Genomic DNA, 15489 nt, shown 5'->3' on the forward strand with positions numbered 1-15489 from the left:
GTCGGACGGCCGCCGGCGACCCGTCGGCCGGCACGCAGCACGCGCAGCAACCACGAGGAGCGATGTGAGCGCCCGTCAGCCCCACCAGCGCGTCCCCGACGAGGGGTTCAGCCTCGTCGAGGTGGTCGCCGCCCTCGCGGTCGTCGGCATCGTCGCCGCCGCGGCGCTGTACTTCTTCGTCAACGGCACGCGCTCCGTGACGCACCAGTCGCGTTCGCAGTCGGCCGTGACGGTGGCGACGGAGGCGATGGAGGACGCGTTCGCCGTCAGCGCCAAACCCGTGACCAAGGGCGGGACCACGTTCTCCGGGCTGCTGCTCGACCGCCCCCAGGCCGCCGTCACGGCCGCCTGGTCGTCCGCGCAGGCTGCGGGCCTGGACGGGCTCGACCAGACGTACCCCGCGTGGGACGCGAACCCGACCGCGGGCAAGGCGCCGGCCGTGCCCATCGAGCGCACGACGCGGCTCGGGGGCGTCGAGTACACGTCCACGATCCTCATCGGCACGTGCTACCGGCCCACGGGCGCCGCCAGCCAGGACTGCACACGCGTCGGCGCCGGGTCCACGCCGCCGGCGACGCCGCCCGCGAGCACGGTCCGGCTCCTGCGGGTCATGGTCCTCGTGGAGTGGCCCGACACCGCGGGCAGCTGCGGCGGCACCTGCAGCTACCAGACGCAGTCGCTCGTGGACCCCAACGAGGACATCGTCTGGAACAACACGACCCGGCCGATCGCCGTCGACGACAACACGACCGTGCCGGTCGGCGAGTCCGTCGACATCGCCGTGCTCCTCAACGACGTGCTCGGCCCCGTGACGAGCAACCCGGTCGTGAACGTGAGCAGCCCGAGCCACGGCTCCGTGACCAACGCCGCCGGCGGGCAGCTGCGGTACACCGCGCCGCCGAACTGGTCGGGTCTGGCGACCTTCACCTACCAGCTCCGCGACCAGGCCGGGCACATGTCCGACCCGGCCACCGTGAGCGTGACCGTCACCGGCAAGGCGGTCCCCGACTCGGCGACCGCCGTGCGGAACCAGACGGTCGGCATCCCCGTCCTCGCGAACGACCTCGGCACGCCCACGGCGGTCGTCATCGACACGCCGCCTGCGGGCGCGTCCGCCACGGTGAGCGCCGACGGCAAGTCGGTGGACTTCCGGGCGACGACGCTGGGGACCTTCACGTTCCGGTACCACTTCACGGACGGTGTGTCCGACTCGACGCAGGCCCTCGTGACCGTGGTCGTGACCAACTACGCGCCGCCCCTCGTCGCCGACTTCGTCGCGAACGTGCCCGCGACCATGTCGCTCACGGACTTCGACATCGACATGCTCGGCAAGACGGGCAACCCCGAGGGCTACCTGTACGAGATCGTGTCGATGTCCGTGAACCAGGGCCAGCTGAAGATCGACGGGCCGCTCGGGGTCCGGAACGTCAACATGAGCAACTACAAGCGCGGCACGCGGTTCCTGTACGCCGCGCAGACCAACACGCTCGGCACGTGGACGTTCCAGTACCGCGTGTTCGACCCGGAGGGCGGGCAGGGGTCCGCGGTCAAGACCGTGACGCTGCGGATCGTGCCCGTGGCGGTGGACTTCACCTACCAGGTCCGCACGGGCGTCAACGAGGCGCGCATCGACCTCAAGAACCAGCCGGGCATGGCCCCCACGAACTTCAGCGGCACCGTCAAGCTCGTCGACGGCGCGTTCCCGTCGTGCGTGAGCGACCCCGGCGGGCAGGAGTACCAGAACGGCATCATCAAGATCCGCACGACCAACAAGAAGGCCGGGACGTGCACGATGCGGTACCAGCTGGCGAGCCCGTCCGACCCGGCCGTGATCTCCGAGGTCAAGACGATCACGATCGTGGTGAAGAACTAGTGGCCCCGCGCGACCGGACCGTGCACGACGGAGCACGGCGACGGCGCGACGACGGCGTGACCCTGGTCGAGCTCATCGTGTCGATGGGGATCTTCACCGTGCTGATCGCCGTGGTCATGGGCGGCGTGGTGATGATGACGCGCAGCACCGTCCGGGCCGACGTCACGGTGACCGCGGACGACGGCCTGCGGACGGCCTTCCAGCGGCTCGACCGTCAGGTCCGGTACGCCGAGGCGGTCAACTTCCCCGGCAACGGGGCGCAGGGGCGCCGCTACGTCGAGTTCCGCGTGTCGGCGGCCGTGTCGGCGACCGGCCGGGCCACCTGCACGCAGTGGCGGTGGGACCCGACCGCGGGCACGCTCGATCGACGCAGCTGGGAGGACCGCGCCGGGGTCGCGGTGCCCGCCTTCGCGACAGTGGTCGCCGACGTGCAGCCCCCGGCCGACGGCGTGACGGCGACGTACCCGTTCGAGCTGCTCAAGGCGACCTCGGACAACCCCCGCCAGCGGCTCGTCGTGCGGCTGCGCGCCGGTGACCCCGCGGTGGGCAACCCGGTCGAGCAGCGCACGGTCTTCGTCGCGCGCAACAGCTCGACCGGTTCCCTGACCAACAGCGACACGAACGCACCCGGGGTCAGCGACATCCCCGTGTGCATGGCAGGAGGACGGCCATGAGGGCGATCCGACGGGCGTGCGACGACCTGCGCCGCGGCCAGGACGAGGGCATCGCCATGATGAGCGCGATCATGCTCGCGCTCATCCTGACGACGCTGAGCGTGCTGGTGCTCGGGCTCGTCCTCTCGCAGGCGATGCCGACGCAGTTCCAGCGCAAGAGCACGCAGACGGTGTACGCGGCCGAGGCGGGCATCGAGACCGCGCTGAGCTCGGTCCGGACGGCACTCGGCTCGCCCGACTACGTCGGAGCGGTCTACGGCGACGTCCGCAAGCTGCCGTGCACGCTCCAGGGCAGCGTCGCGACGCCGGGCGGTGAGCTCGGCTACCAGGTGACGGTCCGCTACTACCGCGACAACCCCGCGGGCCAGAGCGAGTCCTGGCTCGACGCGAAGAAGCTCGCGTGCGTGCCCGGCAGCGGCACGACCCTGCAGCCGCTCTTCGCGTACATCACGTCGACCGGCGACGCCCCGACGGGCGCGACGCTCGGGCAGGACGACGCGGTCCGGACGATGTCGAGCATCTACCGGTTCAACACGACCAGCACGAACGTCGTCGGCGGGCGGCTGTACAGCTACGACACCAAGTACTGCCTGCGGGCCGACGGCACCGCGGCCGGATCGACGATCAGCTACGTCCCGGTCGCGCAGTGCGGCGTCGACGACGACCGCGAGCTGTGGGTGTACGACAAGGACTACCGCCTCAAGCTCGCGGTCTCGACGCTCCCCGGCCCGGGCGCTGCGCTGTGCATCACGGGTCCGGCGAGCAACACGACGACCGTGACGCTCGCGTACCTGCGTGACTGCGCGCCGGCGACGAGCTCGGCCCGCTGGAACCAGCTGTGGAGCTGGGAGGCGGGAGCCATCTTCAAGGGTGAGAACACGACGATCTCGGGCTACAGCGACTTCTGCCTGCGCGCCAACTCGAACAACCCCTTCAACAGCAAGCTGTACACGGGCGGCTGCGCCGACAAGGCGGACTGGGGCTCCTTCAACCCCGACCCTGCCGTCGGTGCCGGGGCCGCGGGGCCCGACACCTACCAGATCGTCAACTTCCTGGAGTTCGGGCGCTGCTTCGACGTGACGCACGGCGAGGTCAGCTTTTCCCACATGATCATCTACCCGTGCAAGCAGGACCCCTCGGGCGGCAGCAAGCTCGCGTGGAACCACAAGTGGTACTACACCGAGCCGACCGGCGCCGCCACGAGCGTCGAGACGCAGATCTACGTCCGCCGCAACAACAGCGACGGCGACCGGTGGTGCCTGACCGCGACGTCGACGACCCTTTACCCGGTGCTCGCCGCCTGCTCGGCGTCCGACCCCAAGCAGAAGTGGGTCCGGTCCGGAGACACGGGCAACTACCAGACCAGCTTCACGTTCACGCCGCGCTCGCAGCCGACGAAGTGCATCGGACTCGGCGAGAAGTTCGAGGGTGCCTGGTCGAAGATGGTGCTGACGGACTGCTCCGGCGGGATCGACCAGAAGTGGAACGCGCCGCCCGAGGACGTGACCGCGTCCGTGGGCAACTACCTCGAGAGCCGGGGCGGATGAGGCAGGATCCCCTGCCATGACAGCGCTGCTCGTGGTCGTCGCGGCCGTGCTCGGTCTCGCCGTCGGCTCGTTCCTCAACGTCGTCGTCTGGCGCGTGCCGCGGGACGAGTCGGTGGTGCGACCGCCCAGCGCGTGCCCGGCGTGCGGGCACCCGATCCGTCCGCGCGACAACGTGCCCGTCGTGTCGTGGCTCCTGCTGCGCGGGCGGTGCCGCGACTGCGGCGCCCCCATCAGCGTGCGGTACCCGCTCGTGGAGGCGACGACGAGCGTGCTGTTCGCGCTCGTCGTGGGGTGGCTCGGCGCGTCCTGGGCGCTGCCCGCGTTCTGGTACCTCGCCGCCGTCTCGGTCGCGTTGTTCCTCATCGACGTCGACGTGCGCCGGCTGCCAAACGCGATCGTCCTGCCGTCGTACCCCGTGGCGTTCGTGCTGCTCGCCCTGGCGAGCGCCAACCCGGGGGGCCCGTCGGACTTCTCGGCGCTGCTGCGCGCGGTGCTCGCGGGCGCGGCCCTGCTCGTGTTCTACGTCGTCCTGCGGGTCGTCTACCCCGCCGGCATGGGGCTGGGCGACGTCAAGCTCTCGGGCGTGCTCGGCCTCTACCTCGGGTGGGTCGGGTGGTCCGCCGTCGTGGTGGGGGCGTTCGCCGCCTTCCTGCTGGGGGGCGTGTACGGGGTCGCGCTGGTCGTGCTGCGCCGCGCGGGGCGCAAGTCCACGCTGCCGTTCGGCCCCTGGATGCTCCTGGGTGCCGCCGTCGGCCTCGTCGCCGGCCCCGCCGTCGCAGGGTGGTACGTCGGACTGCTGTGACCCGCGGCGTCGCGCCCTCAAGAGGTGCGGCGCTCGTGCCGATGAGTGCCTCGTACGGACGGACTCCCGGAAGGACCTCCAGTGGCCTCATCGCGTGTGATCGGCCTCGACATCGGCACCACCGCGGTGCGTGCTGTCGAGGTGGAGTTCGGGTCGGGCGGGCCCGCCGGGACCGTCTCGCCCACGTTGCTGCACGCAGCGGTCGCCCCCTTGCCGCCCGGCGCGGTGCGCGAGGGTGAGGTCGTCGACCCGCGCGTCGTGTCGGACGCGATCCGGGGCATGTGGTCGCGCGGTGGCTTCTCGTCGAAGGACGTCGTCATCGGCGTGGGCAACCAGCGCGTCGTCGTGCGTGAGCTCGAGCTGCCGTGGATGCCGGCCAACCAGCTGAAGGCGTCGCTGCCGTTCCAGGTGCAGGAGCTGCTGCCCGTCGCGTCGTCGGAGGCGCTGCTGGACTTCCACGTGACGGGGGAGTCCGACGGCGACACCGGGCGCCGCGTGCACGGCATGCTCGTGGCCGCGCAGCGGGACACCGTCGCCGCGAACGTCCTCGCGGTCGAGGGGGCGGGGCTGCGCCCGGTGATGGTCGACCTCAACGGATTCGCGTTGCTGCGCGCGCTGTGCCGCGGCGAGTACGCCGAGCACGTCGTCGCGTTCGTCGACATCGGCGCGCGGCTCACCAACGTCGTCGTCGCCGACCACGGCACCCCCAAGCTCGTGCGCGTGCTCCCGTCGGGCGGTCAGAACATCACCGACGCCGTCGCAGCGGCGCTGCAGGTCTCGCAGCCCGAGGCGGACCAGGTCAAGCGCACGCTGGGCCTGGGCTTCTCCCCGCCGCCAGGGCACGAGGCCGCGGCCGAGGCGATCGTCGAGGCGACGCGGACGCTCGTCGAGTCGATCCGCAACACGTTCGTCTACTACGCGTCGAACCACCCCGGGCGGGCGATCGAGTCGCTCGTCGTCACCGGTGGCGGCGCGCACCTGTCCGGGCTGGGGCAGTTCCTCTCGAGCAGCACCCGTCTCCCCGCCGGCCTGGGCGACCCCGTCGCCGGGTTCCGGCTCGGCAAGAACCTCGACCGCACCGTCGTGCAGGGCGCGGAGTCCACCGTCGCCCTCCCCGTCGGCCTCGCCTACGGAGTCGCCGCATGAGCGCCCAGACGCTGCGCGCCCCCGCGCGCCAGAAGAAGGGCGCGGCCGCGTTCACGCCCGGTCTGCCCCAGGTCAACCTGCTGCCGCCCGAGGTGCGCGCCGCGCGCTCGCTCGCGGTCGTCAAGCGGTGGCTCGTCGTCGCGCTGCTCGTGACGGTCGCGGTCGTGGGCCTGGCCTACGTCTCCGCCGTGTTCGTCCGCAGCGCCGCCGAGAGCAGGCTCGCGGACGCCGAGAGCCAGACCGTCGCGCTGCGGGCCGAGGAGCGCAAGTACGCCGAGGTGCCGCAGGTCCGAGGCGCGATCGACCAGGTCACAGCCGCGCGGCAGGCTGCCACGGCGACCGAGATCCAGTGGCTCCCGTACCTCGACGCCGTGAGCGCCGTGCTGCCGGACGACGTCCGGATCGAGTCCTTCGCGGCGACCGGGCCGGCACCGACGGGACCGGCCCAGCAGCCGACCGGCCCGCTCGACGCAGCGAGCATCGCGTCGTTCAGCTTCCAGGGGCAGTCGACCACGGTCCCCGACACGGCCGCCATGCTCGACGGTCTCGCGTCCGTGCCCGGCATGCACGACCCCTGGGTGTCGTCGATCGCCGTCACCGAGGTCGAGGGCGTCACCTTCTACACGTTCTCGGCCACCGTCCAGATGGGGCCGACGACGCTCGCGCAGCGGTTCGCCCCGACCACGGAGGAGAACTGACATGCGGTCGAACAAGTCCACGCCGTGGATCGCCGGAGCGGGCGCCGTCGTGGCGCTGCTGCTCGTGGCGGCCTGGTTCCTCGCCATCTCTCCCGTCCTGACGACGGCCGGTGAGACGAACGCGACGGCCGACCAGGTCGAGACCGACAACGGCCTGCTGCGGGATCGCATCGGCGTGCTGCGCGAGGAGTTCGCCAAGATCGACACCTACCGTGCCGATCTCGCGGCGCTGAGGACGTCGGTCCCGAGCACCCCGGACCTGTCGGGGTACCTGCGCCAGCTCGACGAGCTGGCCGTCGCGCACTCGGTGACGCTGCTCACGGTCTCGCCGTCGACGCCGATCGCGTTCGTGCCCGAGGCGCCGGCCGCGGACGCGACCGCCGAGCCGGCGACGACCGACGCGTCCGGCGAGGCGGCGACGGACGCGGCGACCGGTGCCGCGGGGACGGGCGCGGCACCCGCGACGAGCGCCCCCGCGGGTCTCGTGGCCGTCCCGCTCGGCCTGACGGTCGTGGGGGGCTACGAGAACGTGCGGGCCTTCCTCGACGCGTTGCAGGTCGGCACCGAGCGCCTGTACGTCGTGGAGTCGGTCGTGGGCGCCAGCCAGAGCGACGCGGAGGCCGGCGGTGGCCGGCCGGCGACGGCGGTCGGCGACCTGGAGATCAACGTGAGCGGGTACCTGTTCGTCCTTCCGGACACCACGACGGCGTCGCCCGCACCGGAGGAGACCGAGGAGCCGGCGCTGCCGACGCGCCCCGAGGGCCGCAACCCGATGGTGCCCCTCGGCTGAGTCGACCCGTCGACGCCCCGTCCGCCCCGCCCGGGGTGGGCGGGGCGTCGTCGTCCGAGGTGCGGGCGGCCGAGGGCTGCGAGGTCGCGGTCGTGGGAGGATCCCCGCATGCTCCGTTGGCTGACCTCAGGCGAGTCGCACGGTCCCGCGCTCGTCGGCATCCTCGACGGTCTGCCCGCCGGCGTGCGGGTGGAGACGTCCGACGTCCGGGCCGCGCTCGCGCGCCGCCGCCTCGGCCACGGCCGCGGTGCGCGCATGAAGTTCGAGCAGGACGAGGTGCGCCTGCTCGCGGGCGTGCGGCACGGGCTGTCGCAGGGCGGTCCGGTCGCGGTCGAGATCGGCAACACCGAGTGGCCCAAGTGGTCGGACGTGATGTCGGCGGACCCGGTGCCGCCCGAGGCGCTCACGGTCGACGCCGGGACCGGTGACGCGCGGGAGATCGCCCGCAACCGGCCGCTCACGCGCCCCCGCCCGGGCCACGCGGACCTCGTGGGCATGCGCAAGTACGGCTTCGACGACGCCCGGCCGGTGCTCGAGCGCGCGAGCGCCCGCGAGACCGCGACGCGCGTCGCGCTCGGCACGGTCGCCGCGGCGTTCCTCGAGCAGGCGGCGGGCGTGCGGCTCGTCTCGCACGTCGTCGCGATCGGACCGGTGAGCGTGCCCGACGACGCGCCCGTGCCCACGCCCGACGACGTGGCCGCGCTCGACGCGGATCCCGTGCGGTGCTTCGACCCCGCCACGAGCGCGGCGATGGTCGCCGAGATCGACCAGTGCCACAAGGACGGTGACACGCTCGGCGGCGTCATCGAGGTGCTGGTGCACGGGCTGCCGTCGGGCGTCGGCACCTACGTGCAGGCCGACGGGCGCCTCGACGCGCGGCTCGCGGCCGCGCTCATGGGCATCCAGGCGATCAAGGGCGTCGAGGTCGGTGACGGGTTCCGCACCGCGGTCCGGCGCGGCTCGCAGGCGCACGACGAGATCGAGCGCGACGCGTCGGGCCGGATCGTGCGCCGCACGAACCGGGCCGGCGGCATCGAGGGCGGCATGTCGAACGGCGAGGTCGTGCGCGTGCGCGCCGCGATGAAGCCGATCTCGACCGTGCCGCGCGCGCTCGCGACCGTCGACACCGCCACGGGCGAGCCCGTGACGGCGCACCACCAGCGGTCGGACGTGTGCGCGGTGCCGCCCGCGGCCGTCGTCGCCGAGGCGATGGTCGCGCTGGTCGTCGCGCAGACGCTGCTCGAGAAGACCGGCGGCGACTCGGTCGCCGAGGTGCGCCGCAACCTCGAGGCGTACGTCGCCTCGATCCCCGAGCTGCTCGCGTGACCCGCGCGCGGGCGTGCGGCGGCGTCCGCGCGCCCGCCCGGCACGCGGACAGCCCCGGACCGCGCGGCCGCGCGCACTAGGCTGCCCGTCGTGCCAGCCGCCGTCCCGCCCCCCGGTCCCCGTGTCGTGCTCGTCGGCCCCCCGGGGGCAGGCAAGTCGACCGTCGCGGAGGCGCTCGCGCAGCGCTGGCAGCTGGCCGTGCGCGACACCGACGCCGACGTCGAGACCGTGACGGGCAAGACCGTCGCGGACGTGTTCGTCGAGGACGGCGAGCCGCGCTTCCGCGAGCTCGAGCGCGACGCGGTCGCCGCGGCGCTCGCCGAGCACGACGGCGTCCTGGCCCTGGGCGGCGGCGCGGTGCTGCACGACGCGACCCGCGCCGCGCTGGCGGCGTACCGCGCGGCGGGGGGCGCCGTCGTCTTCCTCGACGTGAGCCTCGCGCACGCGGCGCCCCGCGTCGGCTTCAACCAGGCACGTCCGCTGCTCGTCGGCAACCCGCGTGCCCAGTGGCAGGCGCTCATGGAGGCCCGACGCCCCGTCTACGAGGAGGTCGCGACCGTGCGCGTGCCGACCGACGGGCTGCGCCCGGCCGAGGTCGCCCAGGCCGTCGAGGACGCGCTCGGTGCGCTGCGCACCGCGAGGGGTGACGCGTGAGCGGCGAGCAGACGGTCCGCGTCGCGGGGGAGCAGCCGTACGACGTGGTCATCGGCCGGCACCTGCTGGGCCGGCTCCCGGGCATGCTCGGCGACGGCGTGCAGCGCGTGCTCGTGGTGCACCCGGCGGCGCTCGCGGCGTCGGCCGACGCGGTCCGCGAGGACCTGCTGGCGCACGGGTACGAGGCGTACGTGGCGCAGGTCCCCGACGCCGAGGAGCAGAAGACCGCGCAGGTGGCCGCGTTCCTGTGGGGCGTGCTGGGGCAGGCGGGGTTCACGCGCTCCGACGCCGTCGTCGGGCTCGGCGGCGGTGCGACGACCGACCTCGCGGGCTTCGTGGCCGCCACCTGGTTGCGCGGCGTGCGCGTCGTGCAGGTGCCGACGACCGTGCTCGCGATGGTCGACGCCGCGGTCGGCGGCAAGACCGGCATCAACACCGCCGAGGGCAAGAACCTCGTCGGTGCGTTCCACCCGCCCGCCGGGGTGCTGTGCGACCTCGCGGCCCTCGAGTCGATGAGCCCCCACGACTTCGTGGCCGGGCTCGCCGAGATCGTCAAGTGCGGCTTCATCGACGACCCGCGCATCCTCGAGCTCGTCGAGGAGCACACGGCGCTGCTGCGCGACCCCGCGGCGGCCGCGTCCTCGCCGGTCCTCGCCGAGCTCGTCGAGCGGGCCGTGCGCACCAAGGCGCGCGTGGTCGGCGAGGACCTGCGCGAGGCGGGCCTGCGGGAGATCCTCAACTACGGGCACACGTTCGGGCACGCGGTCGAGCACGTCGAGCGCTACCGGTGGCGGCACGGCGCGGCGGTGTCGGTCGGCATGGTGTTCGTCGCCGAGCTCGCGCGGCTCGCCGGTCGCCTCGACGACGACGTCGTCGCGCGTCACCGGTCGGTCCTCACGGCGCTGGGGCTGCCCGTGACGTACCGGGGCGACCGGTGGGAGCAGCTGCTCACGGCGATGCGTCGCGACAAGAAGACCCGGGGCGACCTGCTGCGGTTCGTGGTCCTCGACGGGCTCGCGAGCCCGTCGCGCCTCGAGGGACCCGACCCGACGCTGCTGGCGGCGGCGTACGCCGAGATCTCGGCCGACCCGACGCCTGCCGGTGCTCTGCTGCTGTGAGCGCGCCCCGCGACTGACGTCCCGCACAACTCCTCGAGGTTGTGGCGCTCAGAACAAACTGGCAGGGTTGTGCCATGTTCGTCATGACGATCGACCAGCGAGGGAGCCGACGCGGCACCGACCGCGTCCCCGAGCTCCTCGCCGCGCTCGCGGACGTGCCGACGGTGCGCGGGTTCGAGCGCACGGTCGGCGACGAGGTGCAGGGCGTCCTCGACGACCCGGGCGTCGTCGTCGACGTCGCGCTGCGGGTGCTGCGGGACGGCGGGTGGACGGTGGGCGTCGGCGCCGGGCCCGTCGTCGAGCCGCTGCCCGCCTCGCCGCGCGCCGGAGCGGGCGACGCGTTCGTGCTCGCGCGCGACGCGGTCGAGAGCGCGAAGAGCCGCCAGCGGCCGGTGCCGGTCGCCGTGCGGGGCGCGGTGCCCGAGGCGGCCGAGGACGCGGACGCCGTGCTCGTGCTGCTCGGCTCGGTGGCCGCGCGCCGCACCCCCGCGGGGTGGGACGCCGTCGACGCGCTGCGCGCGGCGGGCGAGGCGGGCCAGGACGCGGTGGCGCAGGCCCTCGGCGTCACGCAGCAGGCCGTGAGCAAGCGCCTGCGCACCGCGATGTGGGCCGAGGAGGCCGCCGCGCGACCCGCGGTCGCCCACCTGTTGACGCGGGCCGCCGGCGACGCCAAGGTCTGACGCGTGCACCCCGCCCTCGTGGCCGGCATCTGGGCCGGCGCCCTGCTCGTGTCGTCCGCGGGCGGCTGGCTCGTCACGCGCCTCGTGCTGCGGCTCGCGTCGCGCTCGCGCGACGCGGGACGGGCGCGCCGCAGCGGTCCCGTCGTGCTGCAGCCGCTGCGCGTGAGCGACGGCCCCGACGGCGAGGGCGCGCAGACCGTGCTGCGGGGCGGTACGTGGATCGGCGTGCTCGAGCGCCTCGCCGTCACGGCGAGCCTGCTCGCGGGCGTGCCCGAGGGGGTGGCCGTCGTCGTCGCCGTCAAGGGCCTGGGGCGCTACCCCGAGCTGCGCGAGAACCCCGGCGCGTCCGAGCGCTTCGTGATCGGGACGCTCGCGTCGCTGCTGTGGTCGGCCGCGGTCGGGGCGCTCGCGCAGCGGCTGGTCGGCTGACGCGCCCGAGCGGGCCGCGCGCGCCGGCCCGCGCGGGTCCGTGCAGTTCCGGGCAGGTCCGTGCGGGCGCCCGGGGGAGCGGGCGCTAGTATGGACGACGGCCTGGGGCCGGACGACCGCACCGGTCGGCGGCAGCGCCGGGTCGGGCATGCCGGAGGATCGGCGCCCGCCGCCCGCACGCGCCGCACGGCGCGCACCACCACCGATCGGGAGAACGACGCTCGTGGCGACCACCAACGACCTCAAGAACGGCATCGTGCTGCGCATCGACGGCCAGCTCTGGACCGTCGTCGAGTTCCAGCACGTCAAGCCCGGCAAGGGCGGCGCGTTCGTGCGCACCAAGCTCAAGAACGTCCTGTCCGGCAAGGTCGTCGACAAGACGTTCAACGCGGGCGTGAAGGTCGAGACGGCCAACGTCGACAAGCGCGACATGCAGTACCTGTACAAGGACGGCGAGGACTTCGTGTTCATGGACACGGACACCTACGACCAGATCAACGTGCCGGCCGCGACGGTCGGCGACGCCGCGAACTTCATGCTCGAGTCGCAGACCGCGCTCGTCGCGACCAACGACGGCGTGCCGCTGTACGTCGAGCTGCCCCCGTCGGTCGTGCTCGAGGTCACGTACACCGAGCCGGGCCTGCAGGGCGACCGCTCGTCGGCCGGCACGAAGCCCGCGACGCTCGAGACCGGCTACGAGATCCAGGTGCCGCTGTTCCTCGAGGCGAACACCAAGGTCAAGGTCGACACGCGTGACGGGTCGTACCTCGGCCGCGTGAACGACTGACGTGGGCGCCCGGACCAAGGCGCGCAAGCGCGCGCTCGACGTGCTGTTCGAGGCGGAGCAGCGCGGCGTCCCCGTCGCCGACCTGCTGGCGAAGCGCGTCGTCGAGCCGGGCACCGAGGCGTCGCTGCCGCAGTACTCGGTCGAGCTGGTCGAAGGCGTGCTCGCGCACGCCGAGCGCATCGACGAGCTGCTCGCGACGCACGCGCACGGCTGGACGGTCGCGCGCATGCCCGCGGTCGACCGTGCGCTGCTGCGCCTCGGCACGTGGGAGATCCTCTGGAACGACGACGTGCCCGACGCGGTGGCCGTCGACGAGGCCGTCTCGCTCGCCCGTGAGCTGTCGACCGACGAGTCGCCCGCGTTCGTCAACGGGCTCCTCGGCCGCATCGTCGTGCTGAAGCCCACGCTGCTGGCCTGACCCGCCGCACGACCGCTCCACCCCGGCGCCCGGGCACCCTCACAGGTGCTCGGGCGCCGCGTCGTCCCCGCCGCCGTGCACGACGCGCAGCGGGCGCGGCACCGTGCGGACCCGGCGGGCGTCGAGCCGACGCTGCTCGCCGGTCGTGCGCGCCGGCTCGGGGGACCGCGGCTGCGGGCGCGCGCCCCGCACGGGCAGCCCCGCGGCCGGGCGGCCGACGAAGTTGCCCTGCGCGCGCGGCACCCCGAGGTCGACCAGCACCTGCAGGTCGCCCGCCGACTCGACGCCCTCGGCGACGACGTCGAGCCCGTGGTGCTCGGCGAGCGCGACGATCGCGCGCACGGCGCCCACGCCGCGCGGCGTGCGCAGCTCGCGCACGAACGACCGGTCGATCTTGAGCACGTCGACGGGCAGGCGCGCGAGCCGCGCGAGCGAGCTGTAGCCCGTCCCGAAGTCGTCGAGCGCGATGCGCGCGCCGCGCGCCCGCAGCTCGGACAGCACGGGCACGGCGGCGGACGTGCGCAGCATCGTGCTCTCGGTGATCTCGACGGTCAGGTGCTCCCACGGCCCGCCCGACCACGCCGCGTCGAGGTGCTCGAGCACGTCCGGCTCGTGCAGCTCGCGCGCGGACAGGTTGACGGCCACGGGCATCTGGTGCCGGTCGAGCGCACGCCGCGACTGCCGGACCATCGACCGGCCGATCGGCACGATGAGTCCCGTCTGCTCGGCCAGCGTGATCCAGTGCTCGGGGAGCACGACCGCGTCGCCCTCCTGCCAGCGCGCCAGCGCCTCGAGGCCCACGACCTCGAGCGTGCGGGTGTCGACGATGGGCTGGAAGTACGCGGTGATCCGGTCCTCGGCGACCGCGCGCTCGAGCGCGCTGCGGATGCGGCGCTGGTCCTCGGCGCGCGCCCGCATGGCGGGGTCGAACACGCGGTGGCCCGTGGACGTGCGCTTGGCCTCGAGCATCGCGGCGTCGGCGTGCCGCAGCAGCGCGTCGGCGTCGACCACGTCGGTCGGGTCCCACGCGGCGACCCCGCACGTGAGGCGCGGTCCCGTGCTCCCGACGTGCGCGGCGAACTCGGCCCGCAGGCGCCGCGCGAGGTCGCCCAGGGCCTCGTCGTCGGGCGCGCGGGCCACGACGACGGCGAACTCGTCGCCCGCGAGCCGGGCGGCGTACGTGTCGTCGTCGACCCAGCCGCGCAGCAGGTCGGCGGTGCGGCGCAGCAGCTCGTCGCCCGCCGCGTGGCCCTCGCGGTCGTTGACGTCCTTGAAGCCGTCGATGTCGCAGTAGAGCACCGCGACGCGCGTGCGCTCGACCGCGCCCCGCTCGAGCACCTCGAGCAGGTGCACGTCGGCCGCGCGGCGATTCGGCAGGCGCGTGAGGGGGTCGGTGACGGCGGCGCGCGCCAGCCGGTCGGCCAGCGCGTACCGCTCGGCGGCGGTCGAGACGACCAGGGCGAGGTCGACGAGGAACGTGCGGTCGTGCGGCTCGAGCCGTTCGGGCTCGGCGGGGAACAGGTCGGCGACGAAGCGGTCGCGCTGCAGGGGCCGCAGCGACGCCTCGACGCTCGGGTCGCCGAGCACGCGGCGCGCCGCGTCGCGGGCCTGCAGCAGCACCGCGTCCGCGTCGCGGTGGAACCACGCGGTGTTGGTGACGGCCGCGAGGGCGTCGCGCATGAGCTCGCGGCGACGCGCGGTGCTCTGCGCGCGCCGCAGGCGCACGAACGCGAGGGACTCGAGACCGAGCGCGAACGGCAGCGGCCACAACGCCGTGAGCAGCGCACCGAGCGGACGGCCCGCGAGGAGCACGCCGCCGCCGAGCATGACCAGCGAGGTCGAGCCCGCCGCCGCGACCGTCCAGCCCGGGCGCGTGAGGCGGGCCCGGCCCAGGGCCGCGACGACGTAGCCGACGACGACCGCGAGCATGACGAACAGCAGCGCGACCGCGGCTGCGCGACCACCGGGCACGCCCGGGACCTGCTCGGCCGGCCAGAACCACAGCGCCGCGCGCAGCGCGAGCACCACGCCGACGGCGACGGCCCACGGGCGCACGCGCGGCCCGCGACCGCCGAACGCGCGCGTGGCCGGCAGCGCCACGAGCGCCAGCACGCCCAGCAGCTGCGCGTGCCCGAACTCGAGCACGGCCCGCACGGGCGGGCTCTCCGTCACCCCGTGCAGCCCGCCCACGAGCAGCAGCGCACCCATCGTGACCGACAGCGCGAGCGACCACGTCGAGCCCTCCGAGCGCAGCGCACCGCGCCACCAGACCCACTGCAGCACGCAGAAGCCGCCGACGAGGCCGGCGGCCAGGAACTGCAGGACGGTGGCCCACAGGGGGACGTCGCCGAGCATGCCTGCTGTATCGGCGCACGTCGCGGAGCCCATGAGAGGCATCCGGGTGACGCCCCGCTCCGTCGGGGACGACCGCGGCGGGCGCTGCCGGACCGGCCGTGCCGCGCGTCACGTGGACACGACCGCGCACCCGCCGGATCCGCAGGTAATGTGACCCGTCGAGCAACCTCCCTTTAAGCCCGTCCCGTGAGG

The 15489-nt window shown here is 74.1% G+C and carries 15 protein-coding genes; 14 read left to right on the forward strand and 1 reads right to left on the reverse strand.

Annotated elements, in window-relative coordinates; all coding sequences use genetic code 11:
• Window positions 1-64 precede the first annotated feature (64 nt).
• The 14 genes from GY42_RS19300 to nusB all read left to right on the forward strand — a co-directional run bounded on the left by GY42_RS19300 (window position 65) and on the right by nusB (window position 12942).
• Window positions 65-1873: an Ig-like domain-containing protein gene (locus GY42_RS19300; protein WP_046528356.1), complete on the forward strand. Its 1809-nt coding sequence runs from the start codon at window positions 65-67 to the stop codon at window positions 1871-1873.
• Between the two features lie 20 nt (window positions 1874-1893).
• Window positions 1894-2547 carry a PulJ/GspJ family protein gene (locus GY42_RS19305; RefSeq protein ID WP_269082297.1) on the forward strand — a complete coding sequence of 218 codons (654 nt, stop codon included), beginning with the start codon at window positions 1894-1896 and terminating at the stop codon, window positions 2545-2547.
• Window positions 2544-4094: a hypothetical protein gene (locus GY42_RS04090; protein ID WP_046528358.1), complete on the forward strand. Its 1551-nt coding sequence runs from the start codon at window positions 2544-2546 to the stop codon at window positions 4092-4094. Before GY42_RS19305 ends, GY42_RS04090 begins: the two co-directional genes overlap by 4 nt.
• Window positions 4095-4110: 16 nt before the next feature.
• Window positions 4111-4896 carry a prepilin peptidase gene (locus tag GY42_RS04095; RefSeq protein WP_046528359.1) on the forward strand — a complete coding sequence of 262 codons (786 nt, stop codon included), beginning with the start codon at window positions 4111-4113 and terminating at the stop codon, window positions 4894-4896.
• Between the two features lie 81 nt (window positions 4897-4977).
• Complete coding sequence (pilM, locus tag GY42_RS04100; RefSeq protein WP_046528360.1) at window positions 4978-6042, forward strand: type IV pilus assembly protein PilM; 1065 nt, start codon at window positions 4978-4980, stop codon at window positions 6040-6042.
• The gene (locus GY42_RS04105) at window positions 6039-6740 is read left to right on the forward strand and encodes a PilN domain-containing protein (RefSeq protein ID WP_046528361.1); all 702 of its coding nucleotides are present in this window, start codon (window positions 6039-6041) and stop codon (window positions 6738-6740) included. Before pilM ends, GY42_RS04105 begins: the two co-directional genes overlap by 4 nt.
• 1 nt (window position 6741) lies before the next feature.
• The gene (locus GY42_RS19310; RefSeq protein ID WP_046528362.1) at window positions 6742-7530 is read left to right on the forward strand and encodes a hypothetical protein; all 789 of its coding nucleotides are present in this window, start codon (window positions 6742-6744) and stop codon (window positions 7528-7530) included.
• A gap of 108 nt (window positions 7531-7638) precedes the next feature.
• Entirely contained in the window at window positions 7639-8856 is a 1218-nt protein-coding gene (gene aroC / locus GY42_RS04115; RefSeq protein ID WP_046528363.1) for a chorismate synthase, read from the forward strand.
• Between the two features lie 81 nt (window positions 8857-8937).
• Complete coding sequence (locus GY42_RS04120) at window positions 8938-9510, forward strand: shikimate kinase (protein WP_152667211.1); 573 nt, start codon at window positions 8938-8940, stop codon at window positions 9508-9510.
• Window positions 9507-10628: a 3-dehydroquinate synthase gene (gene aroB / locus GY42_RS04125; RefSeq protein ID WP_046528365.1), complete on the forward strand. Its 1122-nt coding sequence runs from the start codon at window positions 9507-9509 to the stop codon at window positions 10626-10628. Before GY42_RS04120 ends, aroB begins: the two co-directional genes overlap by 4 nt.
• A 74-nt stretch (window positions 10629-10702) precedes the next feature.
• A complete protein-coding gene (locus tag GY42_RS04130) occupies window positions 10703-11308 on the forward strand; it encodes a hypothetical protein (protein ID WP_046528366.1) in 606 nt (201 codons plus the stop codon).
• Window positions 11309-11311: 3 nt separating this feature from the next.
• Entirely contained in the window at window positions 11312-11737 is a 426-nt protein-coding gene (locus GY42_RS04135) for a hypothetical protein (protein WP_046528367.1), read from the forward strand.
• Between the two features lie 223 nt (window positions 11738-11960).
• Complete coding sequence (gene efp, locus GY42_RS04140) at window positions 11961-12524, forward strand: elongation factor P (RefSeq protein WP_046528368.1); 564 nt, start codon at window positions 11961-11963, stop codon at window positions 12522-12524.
• A gap of 1 nt (window position 12525) precedes the next feature.
• A complete protein-coding gene (gene nusB / locus GY42_RS04145; protein ID WP_046528369.1) occupies window positions 12526-12942 on the forward strand; it encodes a transcription antitermination factor NusB in 417 nt (138 codons plus the stop codon).
• Between the two features lie 39 nt (window positions 12943-12981).
• On the opposite strand, the gene GY42_RS04150 is transcribed toward nusB, so the two are convergent.
• Entirely contained in the window at window positions 12982-15297 is a 2316-nt protein-coding gene (locus GY42_RS04150) for a putative bifunctional diguanylate cyclase/phosphodiesterase (protein WP_236686709.1), read from the reverse strand.
• Window positions 15298-15489: the final 192 nt, after the last annotated feature.

This window comes from Cellulomonas sp. FA1, from assembly GCF_000986825.1.
Lineage (GTDB): Bacteria > Actinomycetota > Actinomycetes > Actinomycetales > Cellulomonadaceae > Cellulomonas > Cellulomonas iranensis.

Bases quoted from the DNA above. Each gene is read 5' to 3' on its own strand.
- GY42_RS04090 (WP_046528358.1), top strand. From the start codon at position 2,544: ATGAGGGCGATCCGACGGGCGTGCGACGACCTGCGCCGCGGCCAGGAC.
- GY42_RS04095 (WP_046528359.1), top strand. From the start codon at position 4,111: ATGACAGCGCTGCTCGTGGTCGTCGCGGCCGTGCTCGGTCTCGCCGTC.
- GY42_RS04105 (WP_046528361.1), top strand. From the start codon at position 6,039: ATGAGCGCCCAGACGCTGCGCGCCCCCGCGCGCCAGAAGAAGGGCGCG.
- GY42_RS19310 (WP_046528362.1), top strand. From the start codon at position 6,742: ATGCGGTCGAACAAGTCCACGCCGTGGATCGCCGGAGCGGGCGCCGTC.
- aroC (WP_046528363.1), top strand. From the start codon at position 7,639: ATGCTCCGTTGGCTGACCTCAGGCGAGTCGCACGGTCCCGCGCTCGTC.
- GY42_RS04130 (WP_046528366.1), top strand. From the start codon at position 10,703: ATGTTCGTCATGACGATCGACCAGCGAGGGAGCCGACGCGGCACCGAC.
- GY42_RS04150 (WP_236686709.1), bottom strand. From the start codon at position 15,297: ATGCTCGGCGACGTCCCCCTGTGGGCCACCGTCCTGCAGTTCCTGGCC.